The organism is Ruegeria sp. CDSC052 (genome assembly GCF_059610685.1).
Window position 1 is genome coordinate 135,997 of the sequence record NZ_JBXWOB010000004.1, and the last position, 15,056, is coordinate 151,052.

Here is a 15,056-nt window from a genome sequence, read left to right on the forward strand (position 1 = left end):
AGTTATTCGCGCGGGAAAGGATATCTGCATGATCTCGGCCAGGGCTCTACAGAGCCTGATGTATCACCATGCCGTCATAAGCAGGGGTGATGTTGTCTGCGGTTTCTGCGTCGACCGTGGCATAGTCAAGATCGATATGCATGTTGGTCAGAACCGCGGTTTTTGGTTGCAACAGGTCGATCCAGCCAAGGGTCTTTTCCAGATGCGCATGGGTCGGGTGCGGGGACCGGCGCAGCGCGTCGATCACCAGACAGTCCAGACCCTCTAATGTGGTCCAGGCATCGTCATATATCTCTGCCACGTCCGGCAGGTAGGCCAGATTGCCCATTTTGAAACCAAGCGCGTCGATTGATCCGTGGTTCACCTTGAAGGGGTGAAATGGGATAGGGCCTCCGGGGCCAGTGATCTCGAACGGGCCGTCGATTGTCTTGAGGTTGAGGATCGGCGGGTAGGGTGAGTTTTCGGGTTGGATGAAGGCATAGCCAAATCGGCCCAAAAGATCATTCTGGGTGTCACCATCAGCCCAGACCGGCACCCGTTCGCGCATGTTGAAGACGATCATGCGCAAGTCGTCAATGCCATGGACGTGGTCGGCATGGGAATGGGTATAGACCACCCCGTCCAACCGCCCGGTGCCGGTGTCCAGCAGCTGGCTGCGCATGTCAGGCGTTGTGTCGATCAGAACCGAGGTGGTGCCTTCGGGCCCGTCACGTTCGACCAGCATCGAGCAGCGGCGGCGGATGTTCCTGGGGTTTTCGGGGTCGCAGTCGCCCCAGTGACCGCCAAGACGTGGCACTCCACCTGACGAGCCGCAGCCCAAAATGGTGCAGCGCAGCGTGGTCATGCCGCCGCCTTGTAAGAGGCGACCTTGGTGAAAAGTCTTTCGAAATTGGCCTGCGTCTGCGCCGCGAAATCGGCATAGCCCATGCCAAAGACCTCGGCGCCTTTGCGGGCGGTGTGGGCGGTATAGGCCGGTTCATTCCGTTTACCGCGATACGGGGGGGGCGCCAGATAAGGTGCATCGGTTTCAACCAGGATGCGGTCTACTGGCGCATTTGCGAAAATATCGCGCAATTCCTGGCTTTTGGGAAAAGCGGCGATGCCCGACATGGACAGGTAAAACCCAAGATCCAGGGCGGACTGTGCCAGCTCGGCCGAAGACGAAAAACAATGCATCACACATGAATAGGGGGCATTGCCGTATTCTTCGGCCAGAATGCGGGCCATGTCTTCGTCCGCCGCGCGCGCATGAATGATCAAAGGCAGTCCGGTACGCTGAGCGGCCTCGATATGAACGCGCAGGGATTGCTGCTGAACCTGCGCACTGTCGGCGGTATAGTGATAATCCAGCCCGGTTTCACCGATACCAACAAACTTGGGGTGCTGTGACAGTGCCACCAGCTCGTCCACAGTTGCCATCGGTTCATCGGCTGCACTCATCGGGTGCGTGCCTGCCGCGTAGAATACCGGCGCGTGAGCCTCAGCTATGGCGCGCACAGTGGGTTCGTTCCTCAACCTGGTGCAGATCGTCACCATCCGGATCACGCCGGCTTCGGCCGCATTTGCGACGATCAGGTCCAACTGTCCTTCAAAATCGGGGAAGTCCAGATGGCAATGGCTGTCGGTGATTTGGGGGGTGTCGCTCATCTGTTCTGACCGGCGGTTTCCTGTATCTTGAACACCGTATCTAGGACCAGAGCGGCAGGGTCAAGGTTCACCGCCTGCCCGTGGCGGGCGCGGGCGGTGATCTGGGCTGCGGTTTCCGCCCAAAGGCGTGCCTGCTCCGGCGATCTGGACAAACGGGACAGGATATCACCTTCGTTTGGCGCGGCCTCTAGCGATGGCGGAGCACCAGTCGCACCGGTCACAGCAAGACGTGACAAGGCAATGTCGATCAGCGTCAACAGCAACTCGAACCGTTCGGCTGCTCCGCGCTGTGCGGCGGCCTCGGCCAGAGCCAGAGCGCGTAGTCTGTCCAGCCGGGGCAGGGTGCCCAGGATCGCGATGAGCTCGGCATATATTTCGAGTCCGCTCAGGTTTATCAGGCGGACGGCGTCCCCAACGGACCCGCTGGCCAGAGCGGCCAGATGGTCGGGGTTTCCAGTCAGCTCAACCCCGGTCTGGGTCAGTGCGGCGTTCATATCTTCGGCGTTCAGCGGCGAAAGGCGCAAGGTACGGCACCGGGATCGGATCGTGGGCAAAAGGCGGGACGGTTGATGCGATATCAACAGCAGCGTTGTCCGCGCAGGCGGTTCTTCGAGCATTTTCAGCAATGCGTTGGCGGCGCTGATGTTCATTTCATCCGCAGAATCTACGATGACGACACGGCGGCCCCCATCGGCCGAGGACAGGCCGAAGAACTTCCCAAGTTTGCGAATGTCGTCCACAACGATTTCATTTCGCAACCTGCCCTGATCGTTCACGGATCGTTTGATGGCGGCCAGGCCAGGCTCGGCACCAGCCAGAATTCGATGAACAACCGGGTGATCTGGTGGAATCTCAAGCGTTTTAGGGGGAGGTGGCGCGCCAAACAGTCCGTCCTCTTCGACCGGCGGGGTTGCCAGCAGAAACCGCGCGATCCGCCAGGCCAGCGTTGCCTTACCCACACCTCGGGGGCCGGTCAGCAGCCAGCCGTGGTGCAGACGATCAGAAGTATAGGCGTCAAGAAAGGCCTGCTCGGCCTCGGCCTGCCCAAACAGTTGCGGTGTTTCGCGCGGATGGAGGGCACCGGGTGCCTGATCCGGGATCGGGGTGTCGTCGCTCATCAATCGTCCGTCACAAGGCTTGCATGACGATATCTGTCACATCCCGGGCAACGCTGTCCATGTCCCTGTCGCCGTCGATCACGCGAAACCGGTCGGAGAACTCATCTGCCAATGCCAGAAAACCGGCCCGCATCTTCTGTTGCAGGTGAATGCCGAAATCCTCGAACCGTTCTTCGGTGCCCTGCCGACCCTTGGCCCGAGAGAGGCCGGTTTCAGGATCCATGTCGATCAACACGGTCAGATCCGGTTCACGTTTGATCATCAGCTTATGCAACTGATCGACCAATCCCCGCAGGTCGCCGCGAGATAGGCCCTGATACATGCGGGTGCTATCGGCGAAACGGTCGCAGATGACGATCTTGCCCGCAGTCAAAGCGGGTTCAATGGTGCGTTCCAGATGGTCGCGCCGCGCAGCAGTGAACAGCAGGATTTCCGTCTCGGCGGACCAGCGGTCGGGATCGCCCTCAAGAACCAGCCTGCGGATTTCTTCGGCCCCGGCTGAGCCGCCAGGTTCACGTGTCAGTACGACATCATGCCCGAGGCCGCGCAAATGCTCGGCCAGCATGCGCGCTTGAGAGGATTTGCCCGATCCGTCAATGCCTTCGAAGGTCAGAAACAACCCGCCCGCCGTCACATCGCGCCCAACGGGTTACCGATGACATCTTTTGCAACAATGCCGCCGACCGTCATGATCCGCACGAAGAAACCGCCCTTTTCGACGCTTTCCGCTGCGACCAGAGGTCGGCGGATCTCGGGCAGGCCATCGGGTTTGATGACAAGCTCAGCGATTTCCTGTCCTTTGGCGATGGGGGCCTCAAGCGGACCGTCATAGACGATTTCTGCCTCAACATTCTTATCCCCGAGAACAGGCAGCAGCAGTGTCAAATCCTCTTGCGGGACAAGATCAACCGTTTTCGAAGTGCCCATCCAGATATCGGCTTGTCCTATCGGTTTTTCTGCTTCGGCAAGCTGCCTCTCGACAAAATTGCGAAACGACCAGTTAACGACGGCCTCAGCCTCCTCTGCGCGGCGGGCGACGCTGTCGAGCCCCGACAAAACGAATATGACCCTGCGATCGCCCTGTTGGGCCGATCCTACAAGGCCATAGCCCGCTTCTTGCGTGTGGCCAGTCTTTAGCCCATCCGCACCAATCCCAAGTTTCAGTAAGGGATTCCGGTTACGCGAATTTGACGGCACCCGGTTGTCGAATTCGAACTCTTCCTCGGCGAACAGAGGGTAATATTCGGGAAAGTCGCTAATCAGATGGTCGGCCAGAATGGCGAGGTCATGCACAGACATCATGTGGCCTGCGGCTGGCCATCCGTTCGAATTCGCAAAGTTCGAATTATTCATACCCAGCTGTTGCGCGCGTTGGGTCATGAACCGGGCAAACCCAGCTTCGGTTCCGTCCGGGCTGAGGGCTTCGGCGATAACAACACATGCGTCATTTCCTGACAGGACTATGATCCCGCGCAGCAGGTCTTCGACCCGGACACGGTCCTGCGTGTTCAGGAACATACTTGAGCCCTTATAGCTGGTCGCATGTTCGGAAACCGGAAGTTCCTCATTCAGTTCCAGGCGACCGTCCCGCAGCGCTTCGAATGCTACAAACAGGGTCATGAGTTTGGACATGGACGCGGGCGGCAACGGCTGGTCTGCGTCTTTGGACAAAAGAACGGTTCCTGTCGTTTGGTCCATGACATAGGCAGCACGGGCTTGCGTATCGAAAGCTTGTGCGGGCAGGGCAAACATAGCCAAACCGAGGGTCAGTACAGATGATCGAAATGAGGACAGCACGAGGGGGACCTCCTTTTGCTTAATTCTTCACGGTATAGGCGTCAGAAAAGCCCAGATCTTTGACGTCGCTTTGCATTGCGTTTCGTTCCGCCCGCGTCAAAGCAGGACCAACGATCACCCTCCAAACAGTTTTGCCATTGGCTTCGAGTTTTTGAACTTTCGCAGGCAACCCGTTTCGCCGAATTTTCTCGGCAGCACCTTCGGCATTTTCTTCAACTGTGAAGGTGCCCACCTGAATAAACGGTTTTGAAAGCGATGAAACGGAGGTTGCCTCAGTGCTGACTGCGGTTGCTGCCGGGGTAGGGGCGGCCTCTTCGATGGCCGCTGCAGCGCCCTCAATCGGGTCCAGAGGTGTTTCGGTGATTTCGTCGGCAGGCTTCTTTTGCCACCATTTCCGCTTCGGTGCAGCCTCGGTTGGCGGCGTGACAGTGGGATCGGTCAGATTTGCGGTTGGTGCTGGCTCAGGCGCCGCCTCGATAATCTCTGTTGCCACCTCATCGGTCTTTTCTGCGGTTTCAGCCACGGCTGAAGCTGTCGCAGCACCAGCTGCAGCAACTGGAGCCTTCTTTTGCCACCATTTACGCTTGGCTGGTTTATCAACGTCTTCGGACACATCTGCTGTGGTCTGGCTATCGGTTTTCTTGTCCTGAGGTTCAACCGCCTCAGCCGTTGGGGTCTCTTCGGGTTCAGCGACCTCTTCGGGCTCAGGAGCTTTTTCTTCTACTTTCTCGGCAGGCTTGCGCCGCAGGGCAACAACTTCAACCCGAGTCGGTGCGCCTGCGAGGATACCCAGTTTCGCGGCGGCAGTCGAAGACAGTTGCAGCGCAGGGCCCGGCAAGTTGCGTTCGCGGCGGAAAAGTGCGCCGGTTACGGATTTGTTGTTCTTTGTATTCGTTATCCGAACACGTTCAGGCTGTGTAACGTCCGGGTGCGCGACCCAGATTCCGCCCAACGAGGGGCGCCCATCCCACAAACCGGCTTCGGTGACCTTGAAGACATCAGGAGCTTCAACATCATCACGCGCGTTCCCTGTCGTTTTGGGAAACAGCTCTAATTTGCCGTCGTCCTGCACGCTTTCGTCCGCCTGCTCGGTGGATGTTCCACCCGATGTCAGGGCCTCGTCGCACCCTGACAGAGCCGCAACTGTTATTACCAGAACCGCCAGTGCCCGCGGTTTTGCGCGTGTCGTGGTCGCTCGATCCATATTTGCAATCCCTTGCCTGTAAGGGGCCTCTTTCATCGTACCCCGCCGCCGATCGCTGGTTCTGAGCTGCCAGCCTGTCACGGTCTTTCACGCAAAGCATAGCCTGCACGTTCGGCCATGGAAAGTCTGCTGCACAGGCTTCGGCAAGATTTCCCTATTTGGTCTTGCCACCGTTTAAAGATAGCCTTAGACCCGGCCCCACGCGGGGAGGTGGCAGAGTGGTCGAATGCGGCGGTCTTGAAAACCGTTGGGCGTGAGAGCGTCCCCAGGGTTCGAATCCCTGTCTCCCCGCCACTCATACCTGTCTCACTTGAATTGTTTTTTCTGATCCTGAATTGTGCCGCAATTCCCGCGAGTTGGCGCATGCGCTTTCAATCAGAGACGGAGCAGGCCGTACACTCAGAGCGCAATTCAGGCCTCAGTCTCAGTGGCGCATTTTGGCGGGGTCGCTTTGGGCTGGGTTTCCCTGATAACCTGCGATTTACAGGGAATTTTCGTGAGATGGCTTCGATTTCAGACATTATGCATGTCAAAATTGTATTTTTTCAGAGGTTTATGTTGCAAATTCCCTAAAAGGTGGAACAGGGAATTTTCTTGAGCGAACAGGGAATTATTCCGACGGATCAGGGAGGGCGAACCCTGTATCAGGGAGGCCGGTTCTTGAGGTGTCAAAAGTCGAACAGACATTCCTGTTCGGCCCAATCAAGTGGGTGGGTCACGCTGACCAGGCGCTTGAGTGTGAGTTCGGGCGGCTGGGTGCCGTCGAGAATCGCGGCCTGAATCTTCGGTGAGAGAAAGGCGAGCTGAGCACGGGTACGGATGAAAGCGCCGGGAACGCTTTCCCGGCGCGCGATTTCCATCAGTTGAACTCCTGCTTTCAGATCACGGGCCCAGCCATGGGCGCGGATCAGCATGGAACGGAGGTGGGGGTCGGGTTGGGGTACCGTGTCTCCGGCGATGACCTTGACCTCGACACCGCGGCGGCGCAGATCGAAGGATGCGGTGACGTGGGCGAGATCCGGGTGCAGATGGTCCGCGGCGATGCCAAGTGCGCTTGCCAGGGTTTTGCGGTTCAATTCGAGGTCGATCTGGCCTCGTGCAATTCTGCCGCTGGCCAGAATATCAGCGCCGAACTGACCGCCTTGGCCTTGAAGCCGGGTCACTAAATCCGCAACTGAAGTCTGCACCGCCTCGGCTGATCTGGCTTCCGGCAGCGCCAGAACTCGATGCGTGATTGCAGCGTCTTGCAATTGTCTGACGATGACATCAATGACAGCGTTTTCCAGCGCCGGGCCGGGCAGTCGCCAGCCGGAGATATCCTTGCCGCCCGAGATCAACCGATTGGAGATATAGTAGCGCAATCGTCGGCCTTTGCGCGTGGTGTGGGTTGGCGTCAACCTGTCACCAGTTTCGTCCTGCATCAAACCGGTGAGCCAGGCGCCGGGGTCATTGGAGCGTTGGCGCGCATCGGAGCCGCCGCGTACCCGGGAGCGGTTCGATGCCTGTCGCATTTTCTCCTGTACCCGGTCCCAGACGCCCTGGTCGATGATCGCCGGGTGTTGTCCGTCCCAAGTCTTATCCTTGTGGCGGATTTTTCCGAGGTAAACCGGGTTGCGCAGCAGGTAATAGATCTGGCCGCGTGACAGCGGACAATCCCCCTTCACGCTGCCATCTGTCCGAATAACCCGTTTTGACCGCAGCCCTTCTGCCGTTGCTTCTTCTTCTACTTTGCGCAGGCACCCCAACTCGTCATAGAGACCAAAGAGATGCCGGACCGTTCTGGCCTCCTCCTCATTCACCACCAGCGTTCTTGCTTTTGGATCGGGGTGGCGATCATAGCCAAGGGGCAGATTGCCGCCCATCCAAAGCCCCTTTTTCTTTGACGCCGCGATTTTGTCACGGATGCGTTCAGCAGTGACCTCGCGTTCGAATTGGGCAAAGGACAGAAGCACGTTCAGAGTAAGACGACCCATGGAGGAAGAGGTGTTGAAGGCCTGCGTGACGGACACAAACGAACAATCCGCCTGTTCCAGCCGTTCGACCAGCTTCGAGAAGTCGGCGAGCGATCGGGTCAGCCGGTCGATCTTGTAGACCACCACCATGTCGATACGCCCGGCATCGATCTCTTCAAGCAAGTGTTGAAGGGCAGGGCGTTCGAGTGTGCCGCCCGACAGGCCACCGTCATCGTAGCGGTCTGACAAAAGGGTCCAGCCTTCATGTCGCTGGCTGGCGACATAGGCCGCGCAGGCCTCGTACTGGGCATCGAGTGAATTGAAGTCTTGGTCCAGCCCATCTTCCGATGACTTGCGCGTGTAGATCGCGCATCGGGTTTTGCGGCGCGGCCTCATTTTGCCGCCTTTCCGGTGAGCCCGAAGAAGCGCGGCCCCGACCAATGCGCGCCGGTAATCTCCCGAGCGATGGCCGAGAGTGAGCGATAAGACCGACCGCTCCAGACAAAACCATCCTTGGTGACATCGACCACATGGGTCACGCCGTTCCACTCGCGCAGCAGGCGCCCGCCGGGTTTAAGGGCAGGGCATTTAGGCCGGGGTTTCTTATCAGAGCCCTTTTCCAGCGTGGCTTTGACCTGGCGGGGTAGCCCGCCATGACGGCGGGACTGCATCTCAAAGGCGATAAAACGGCGCAGGAAGGGTTGGCTGAGCATGGCGGGTGCGGGTTGATCAAACAGTTGCTGCCAAATCGTAACCAGATCCAATCGACCCATGGCGGCGAGATCGGCGACATCGCTCGTCTTCGTCATGACTCTTTTCCTGTTCCCACCGTCAGGTGATACGTGGATGGTCCATTTGGTTTGTCGGATGCCCGCCTTTCAATTGTGACGCCTTTTTTCCGCAGACCGCTTAGAGCCGCTCGGACCGAATGAGGCTGCCACCCCGTTGCTTTGCAGAGCGCCTCAAGGCTGGTGCCGCTCGGGCGACGCAACAAAGCTTGCAACTTGTCAATTTTGCTTTGTTTGGATTTGGACATGTATTGTCTCCTCTGATCTGGGGCTGGCGAAATGCCGAACCCCGGTACCGAGGAGCGCCCGAATGGCTCGGGCGTAGAACCATTGATGCGTGGTTTATAGCAACAGTCCAGCCCTTTCTGGAGCAGCCTCAGAAGGGGTGTGTTTTGCAGGGCGCTGCTGCTGTACCCCCGATTATTCGTCAACAATCTTAATTGGTTACGATTTGGTTGCGTTTGGTTTGGGGGTTGCGTCTCGTATTGATGACACCTACATTTGGCTCAATCGCCCGGACTATCAGGGCGGGAAACTGCTCCCGCAGGCAGCACTCATTGGAAACACAGGTTTCCGCAGAGAGCATTCGAAGGGGCAACGAACCGGATCGATTGGTCCGGAGAGTTGTTAATCGTGCTCTCTCCGAATTCCCAACACGATCCTTTCTTGTCGACGCTAACGAGCGTCAAACGAAAGGAGGCGGCTATGTCTGCCAAAAATACACAGAGCGACGCTAAGGCGTCCAACACACCGATCTGGATGGCGGACAAAGTCGTCCAATCTCAGATCAGCCAGATCAAGCCATACGACAACAACAACCGCGTGCACGCGGCCAAGAGTATTGACAAGCTGAAGGCGTCGGTGGCCCAGTTTGGATTTGTCACTCCGATCCTTTTGGATGGTTCGGCCACAATCATTGCGGGTCATGGCCGCTATGAAGCCGCTAAGGCCCTGGGGTTGATGTCCGTGCCGACTGTTGTCGCGGATCACTTGTCAGAAGCAGAAGTGCGCGCTCTGCGCATTGCGGATAACAAGCTGGCGGAACTGTCGGACTGGAACGAAGCTGCTCTGCAGATCGAGTTTGCCGAGCTGATGGATCTCAGCCTTGATGGCGAGCTCGATTTTGATCTGGATATCACAGGGTTCGAAACGCCGGAGATCGACATCATCATCGACGCTGCGAGCGAGGCTGCGGAGACCGAAGCTGAAACTGTAGAAAACCCGGACCCTGCGGCACCTGTCGTCACGCAGCCGGGCGACCTCTGGCTTCTCGGAGATCACCGCATCTTCTGCGGGGATGCCTTGCAAGCCCAAAGCTACGACACCTTGCTGGAAGGCGAGACACCACAGATGATCTTCACTGATCCGCCTTACAACGTACCGGTCAATGGGCATGTCCGCTGTGGCATCAGTGGCGAACATCTCGAGTTCGCCATGGCGTCGGGTGAAATGTCTAACAGTGAGTTCCGCGTCTTTCTTTCAGGCGTGGTCACCCGGCTGTTTGACTGCTTGCCGGACGGAAGCATTGCGATGATCTGCATGGACTGGCGTCACATTGAAGAACTGATTGCGGCCGGCAAGGCAGGCGGCTTGGATCTCATCAATCTTTGCGTCTGGAACAAGACTAACGGAGGGATGGGCAGCCTTTATCGTTCCAAACACGAGCTGGTCGCAATCTTTAAGAAGCCCGGCGCGTCGCATATCAACAATGTCGAACTGGGCAAACATGGGCGCAACCGCACCAATGTCTGGGATTACGCCGGTGTGAACAGCTTTGGGGCAGGACGCGAAGCGGATCTCGCTGATCATCCCACGGTGAAGCCGACAGCTTTGATGGCAGATGCCATGATGGATGTAAGTCATCGCGGCGATGTCGTGCTGGACGTCTTTGGCGGGTCCGGCGCGACCTTGCTGGCAGCTGAGAAAACCGGGCGCCGGGCGCGGCTCATTGAGCTTGACCCTGTTTACGTCGATGTCGCCATCCACCGTTGGCAGGAGATGACCGGTGAAAGCGCGGTGCATGCTGTCACGGGGCAAACGTTCGATACGCGTTCTGCAGCCAACGACACCACTTCAGAGCAGGAGGTGGATCATGTCTGACGATACGAAAGAGTATGAGGTGGGCTACGGCAAGCCGCCCAAAGCGACCCAATTCAAGAAAGGCCGCTCCGGCAATCCGAAGGGACGACCAAAAGGTGCCAAAGGGGTGAATGCTAGCTTGAAACGCGAACTGGAAGCCAAGATCACCGTCCGCGAAGGCAACAACGAAGCTCGGATTTCCAAGGCGGAGGCAATTGCAAAGCGGCTCACGGCCGGTGCGTTGAAGGGCGACACGAAATTGCTAATGGCGCTTCTCAAGGTCGACGCTGATCTGTTCGGCGGTCCAGATGATGGGAGCGAACAGGCTGGCTCTGAAGTGAATGGGCCGGAGGCAGTTGACTATGACATCCTCCGGGATTTCTTTTCCAGCCAACTGGACGGTGACGGTGGTCCGGAAAACGAGGAGGCGGAAGATGACGACTCCTGATCCAAAAATGGTCCTGCAAGCCGCTCGCGAGGTTTGCCGGGACAATTTCTTTCCTTTCGTGTGGCGTGTGTTTGACACGCTGCACCAAGGGACTGACCGCAGCTTTGATCCGGCTTGGCATGTGCGTGCCATGTGCCATGAGTTGGACAATGTCCGCCAAGGCGAAAACAAGCGGCTGATCATCAACATCCCGCCACGTTGCCTGAAATCGGTCACCGTGGCCGTTGCATATGTCGCTTATCTTCTGGGGCACTCACCCAGCGCCAAGATTATTGTTGCCAGCTACGGGCTGGATTTGGCGCGCAAGCATTCTGAAGATTGTCGTCGGATCATGTCCGCGCGCTGGTACCGGGAAATGTTCCCTGAAACGGTTTTGGCCCAAAAGGGCAACTCCTCAGAAGAAATCCGCACCACAAAGGGAGGCAGTCGCAAGGCTGTCTCCATCGGCAGTTCTGTTACTGGCCATGGCGCTGATTACATCATCATCGATGACCTGCTGAAAGCTGGTGATGCGGGTTCCGAAGCCGAGCTGGTCAAGGCACAGGAGTTCATTGAGGGGACCTTGCTGTCGCGCTTTGACAACCCGGCCGAAGGGCGTGTGGTTATGGTTGCACAACGGTTGCACGAGATGGATCCGCCAGGCTACCTGCTTGAACGCGGTACCTATCGGCACCTGAATCTGTCTGCCATCGCCGAAGAATATGAGACGGTGCCTCTTGGGCGTGGAATGGCCATGCACCGCAAACCGGGTGATCTCCTTTGCCCGTCGCGCCTGGATCAGCAAACGCTGGATACCAAGCGCCGTGAAATGGGCGCAGCCGTGTTCAATTGCCAGTATCAGCAGAACCCGATTGCACCAGACGGATCGCCCCTTCGCTGGGAGTGGTTCAGTATTTATGAGACCATCGAAAATCGTCGCTGGTTCCAACTGGTGGTTCAAAGCTGGGATACGGGCATGTCAGCGGATCCCCGGTCCGACTTCTCGGCCTGTACAACCTGGGGATTCCGCGAAAATGCGTGGTACCTTCTCGACGTCTGGCGCGGGCAGGTGGACTACCCAGACCTGAAAGCCAAGGCGCTACAGCTTGTCGGCCTTTGGGATCCGGATCGTGTTTTGATCGAAGATGCGGCCTCCGGTAAACCGCTTCTGGACGAGCTGTTTCGTGATGACCGTCGGCGCTACGAACGCATTAAACCCGACAAGGACAAGGAAACCCGGTTCCAGTCCGCTTGCGGTCCTGTCGAAGAGGGCAAGGTGTATCTGCCTGCAGACGCACCCTGGCTGCCGGTATTCAAACGAGAGCTTCAGTCCTTTCCACGCGGGCGTAACGACGATCAGGTCGATAGCTTCGCGCATTTTCTGAACTGGTCCAAGGGACTGGGGTTCTACCGGGCATTGGGTCGCGACCACCGGATCAACATCGAACGTCGGGAGCGTAATCGAGAGAGGATCAGGCGACGGTAGAACCTCAGCGTCAAGCTTGAAAACTCGTTGAATAGTGCTGGGAGGGCCGATGTCGGACCAATCCTGAGAGCGGCCCCAATGACCGCTCGCAACCACAAACCAGTCTCATCGCTAATGCTGTCGGATGACGGCTTCGAGCCCAAATCTACCGATGCTGCAGCTAGTTCGAATGGGCGTGATGAGCACAGAACGGACGTCCCCGGGTTTGATCACTCCTCCTGCCGACTCTTGAGAAGAGGCAATTATACACACGCATAAGCCACCTATGGATTTACATCTAAGAAGCTTTCGTTGGAACGAAGGTCACTAAATTCGAGCCTGGCTTCAACTCTCCACCTGTAAACAATTGTACATGATATAAAATTCTTTTCAGTTTTTGGCTATTAGGCCTGTCTGTACAAATCATCGCTACAAACAAGGCGAATTTTGGCTTGGAGCGTTTCTCTGCCCCTGTTTCGCCGATGACAAGGAGGAAAGAAATGTTCAAGATTTCAGCGGGTCTCGGGTGCGTATTTGCTGCGGCAATCACCGCTTCGGCGGCCCAGGCAAACGAATGCGGTGAAGTATCACTGATGCAGGCCGATTGGGGGTCAGCGCAAATTGTGACCGCGGTCTCGAAGTTTCTGATGGAGCAAGGCTATGGTTGCGAAGTGACCACGGTTCCGCTCTCGAGCAACCCTGCGCTGGCATCCGTTTCCGAGACAGGAGAGCCCGATATTCTGACTGAAATCTGGACAAACGGCGCGCCGGCTTACCAAGGGCTGGTTGACTCAGGTGCAATCATTCCTGTGACCGAAGTTCTGTCAGATGGCGGTGTCGAAGGGTTCTTTGTTCCGAACTACCTTGTGGAGGAGCATCCGGAACTGGCAACAATTGAAGGCATCGCAGCCAACCCCGAACTCGTTGGAAATCGCTTTCACAATTGCCCCGAGGGATGGACCTGTCTGAATGTCAGCACCAACCTGATGAAGGCAGGCGGGCTGATTGATGCAGGCATTGAAAACTTCGTGCATGGATCAGGCGAAACCCTTGCGGCTTCGATCGCTGCCGCCTACGAAAACAAAGAGCCATGGTTCGGCTTTTATTGGGCACCGACATCGGTACTGGGCAAATACCCGATGACCCTGGTCGATATGGGCCCCCATGACCCTGAAAAGCACGCCTGCAACATCACAGCGGAATGCGCGACGCCAGAAATGAGCGCCTTCCCCCGCAGTGAAGTCGTTACAGTTCTGTCGAAAGAATTCATGGCCGAAAACGCAGCAGTGTCTGACCTGATGACAAATCTGTCCTTCACCAACGCACAGATGGGCGAAACGCTGGCATGGGTCGAGGACAACAATGCCTCCTACGATGAAGGGGCGGTGCATTTCCTAACAACCTACAAGGATGTCTGGGGGGCGTGGCTTAACGATGCTGCGCGCGACAAACTTTCCGCATTGCTGCAGTAAACTGCACGGACAGGGGCGTCCTCAGCGATGCCCCTAACGCACTGAAGTAGATCGGAAAGTGGGATAGATGGCCTTCTATGACAAGTTATTCAGCGCATTGGGTTTGAGCGAATGGTGTGGCACGTCAGACGATAAAGCGCCTCTTTCGCTGGCGGACCTTGCGGCGCAAGCAGGAGGAGAAGAGGCCTCTGGACCGTTCATTCCAATTCCCTCATTTGATAATCTGCACGAAAGCTGCAACCGCATATGGCAGTCGCGCGATGTAACCAACGGGATCGAAGAAGGGTTTCTGGCAGCCAAACCGGTTCTGAAAACTGTTCTGGACCCGATCACACAGCCACTGAGCTGGATGTTGGATGGCGCACTTTGGCTCTTTGAAGCGATGCCATGGTTCATCATGGTCCCGCTGTTGGTGGCGATTTCCTGGTACGCGTCGCGTTCGCGCCCTGTGACGATCTTCGTCGCCGTCTCGATTATGCTGCTGGCCCTCGTAGACCACTACGATGTGGCGATGCAGACCCTGTCGATCATCTTTGTATGCACGACGATATCGGTGCTGTTCGGTGTGCCCATTGGAATTGCCATGTCGAAATCCGACCGATTTCAAAAAAGCGTCGTTCCGTTACTCGACCTGCTGCAGACCCTGCCGACCTTCGTGTACCTGATCCCTCTGATTTTCTTGTTCTCGGTCACGGAATCCAAACTCTACGGGATTGCGATCATCCTTTATGCGATCGTGCCGGTGATCCGCCTGACCGACCTTGGCATCCGTCTTGTCGACAGGGATGTGATCGAAGCGGCCAACGCCTTTGGCATGAATGACCGTCAGAAACTGGTGCGGGTACAATTGCCGCTGGCGCTACCGAACATCATGGCCGGGATCAACCAGACCATCATGATGAGCCTTGCCATGGTCGTGATCGCCTCTCTTGTTTCGGCCCCTGGCCTTGGCGTGAACGTGTTGCGCGGTATCCGAAACCTTGAACTGGGTGTGGGCATCGTCGCTGGCATCGGCATTGTTCTGCTGGCCGTGATCCTTGACCGCGTGTCCAAGGCAGCTCTCACACGAGTCGATAAGACCCAAGTCAAACATTAAGGAGCCGGTTC

14 protein-coding genes and 1 tRNA gene are annotated in these 15,056 nt (G+C 57.2%); 6 read left to right on the forward strand and 9 right to left on the reverse strand.

The features are described 5' to 3' along the window. Positions 1 to 46: 46 nt before the first annotated feature. The 6 genes from AC2FIM_RS09615 to AC2FIM_RS09640 are packed head-to-tail and all read right to left on the reverse strand — an operon-like array spanning position 47 to position 5,766. Complete coding sequence (locus tag AC2FIM_RS09615; RefSeq protein WP_271950144.1) at positions 47 to 844, reverse strand: MBL fold metallo-hydrolase; 798 nt, start codon at positions 842 to 844, stop codon at positions 47 to 49. Further along, positions 841 to 1,647, reverse strand: a complete 807-nt coding sequence (locus AC2FIM_RS09620) for a TatD family hydrolase (RefSeq protein WP_271950143.1) — start codon at positions 1,645 to 1,647, stop codon at positions 841 to 843. The genes AC2FIM_RS09615 and AC2FIM_RS09620 overlap by 4 nt, the downstream gene beginning before the upstream one ends. Then, complete coding sequence (locus AC2FIM_RS09625; RefSeq protein WP_496677446.1) at positions 1,644 to 2,765, reverse strand: DNA polymerase III subunit delta'; 1,122 nt, start codon at positions 2,763 to 2,765, stop codon at positions 1,644 to 1,646. The genes AC2FIM_RS09620 and AC2FIM_RS09625 overlap by 4 nt, the downstream gene beginning before the upstream one ends. Before the next feature lie 10 nt (positions 2,766 to 2,775). Beyond that, positions 2,776 to 3,399 carry a dTMP kinase gene (tmk, locus tag AC2FIM_RS09630; protein WP_496677443.1) on the reverse strand — a complete coding sequence of 208 codons (624 nt, stop codon included), beginning with the start codon at positions 3,397 to 3,399 and terminating at the stop codon, positions 2,776 to 2,778. Continuing rightward, positions 3,396 to 4,562, reverse strand: a complete 1,167-nt coding sequence (locus AC2FIM_RS09635; RefSeq protein WP_496690829.1) for a D-alanyl-D-alanine carboxypeptidase family protein — start codon at positions 4,560 to 4,562, stop codon at positions 3,396 to 3,398. Before AC2FIM_RS09635 ends, tmk begins: the two co-directional genes overlap by 4 nt. Positions 4,563 to 4,581: 19 nt before the next feature. Next, the gene (locus tag AC2FIM_RS09640) at positions 4,582 to 5,766 is read right to left on the reverse strand and encodes an SPOR domain-containing protein (protein WP_496708068.1); all 1,185 of its coding nucleotides are present in this window, start codon (positions 5,764 to 5,766) and stop codon (positions 4,582 to 4,584) included. Between the two features lie 204 nt (positions 5,767 to 5,970). Between AC2FIM_RS09640 and AC2FIM_RS09645 the strand changes: the two genes are divergently transcribed. After that, positions 5,971 to 6,060: transfer RNA gene (locus AC2FIM_RS09645), tRNA-Ser, on the forward strand. Positions 6,061 to 6,434: 374 nt separating this feature from the next. Here AC2FIM_RS09645 and AC2FIM_RS09650 read toward each other — a convergent pair. From AC2FIM_RS09650 to AC2FIM_RS09660, 3 genes are read right to left on the reverse strand one after another with little or no spacing between them, the layout of a single operon-like run. Next, positions 6,435 to 8,114 carry a recombinase family protein gene (locus tag AC2FIM_RS09650; RefSeq protein ID WP_271950134.1) on the reverse strand — a complete coding sequence of 560 codons (1,680 nt, stop codon included), beginning with the start codon at positions 8,112 to 8,114 and terminating at the stop codon, positions 6,435 to 6,437. Next, entirely contained in the window at positions 8,111 to 8,527 is a 417-nt protein-coding gene (locus AC2FIM_RS09655) for a DUF2924 domain-containing protein (protein ID WP_271950132.1), read from the reverse strand. Before AC2FIM_RS09655 ends, AC2FIM_RS09650 begins: the two co-directional genes overlap by 4 nt. After that, positions 8,524 to 8,754, reverse strand: coding sequence for a DUF3489 domain-containing protein (locus tag AC2FIM_RS09660; RefSeq protein WP_496677439.1), 231 nt, complete (start codon positions 8,752 to 8,754; stop codon positions 8,524 to 8,526). Before AC2FIM_RS09660 ends, AC2FIM_RS09655 begins: the two co-directional genes overlap by 4 nt. A gap of 457 nt (positions 8,755 to 9,211) precedes the next feature. Here AC2FIM_RS09660 and AC2FIM_RS09665 point away from each other — a divergent pair, with 457 nt between their 5' ends. The 5 genes from AC2FIM_RS09665 to AC2FIM_RS09685 all read left to right on the forward strand — a co-directional run bounded on the left by AC2FIM_RS09665 (position 9,212) and on the right by AC2FIM_RS09685 (position 15,045). Further along, entirely contained in the window at positions 9,212 to 10,606 is a 1,395-nt protein-coding gene (locus tag AC2FIM_RS09665; RefSeq protein WP_271950128.1) for a site-specific DNA-methyltransferase, read from the forward strand. After that, the gene (locus AC2FIM_RS09670; protein ID WP_271950126.1) at positions 10,599 to 11,033 is read left to right on the forward strand and encodes a DUF5681 domain-containing protein; all 435 of its coding nucleotides are present in this window, start codon (positions 10,599 to 10,601) and stop codon (positions 11,031 to 11,033) included. Before AC2FIM_RS09665 ends, AC2FIM_RS09670 begins: the two co-directional genes overlap by 8 nt. Further along, on the forward strand, positions 11,020 to 12,498 hold the full coding sequence (gene terL / locus AC2FIM_RS09675; protein WP_282168758.1) for a phage terminase large subunit: 1,479 nt from the start codon (positions 11,020 to 11,022) through the stop codon (positions 12,496 to 12,498). Before AC2FIM_RS09670 ends, terL begins: the two co-directional genes overlap by 14 nt. Positions 12,499 to 12,977: 479 nt before the next feature. Further along, positions 12,978 to 13,949 (forward strand): ABC transporter substrate-binding protein, encoded by a 972-nt coding sequence (locus AC2FIM_RS09680; RefSeq protein ID WP_058274113.1) that lies wholly within the window; start codon positions 12,978 to 12,980, stop codon positions 13,947 to 13,949. A 67-nt stretch (positions 13,950 to 14,016) separates the two neighbouring features. Next, a complete protein-coding gene (locus tag AC2FIM_RS09685; protein ID WP_496677432.1) occupies positions 14,017 to 15,045 on the forward strand; it encodes an ABC transporter permease in 1,029 nt (342 codons plus the stop codon). The last annotated feature ends 11 nt before the right edge of the window (positions 15,046 to 15,056 follow it).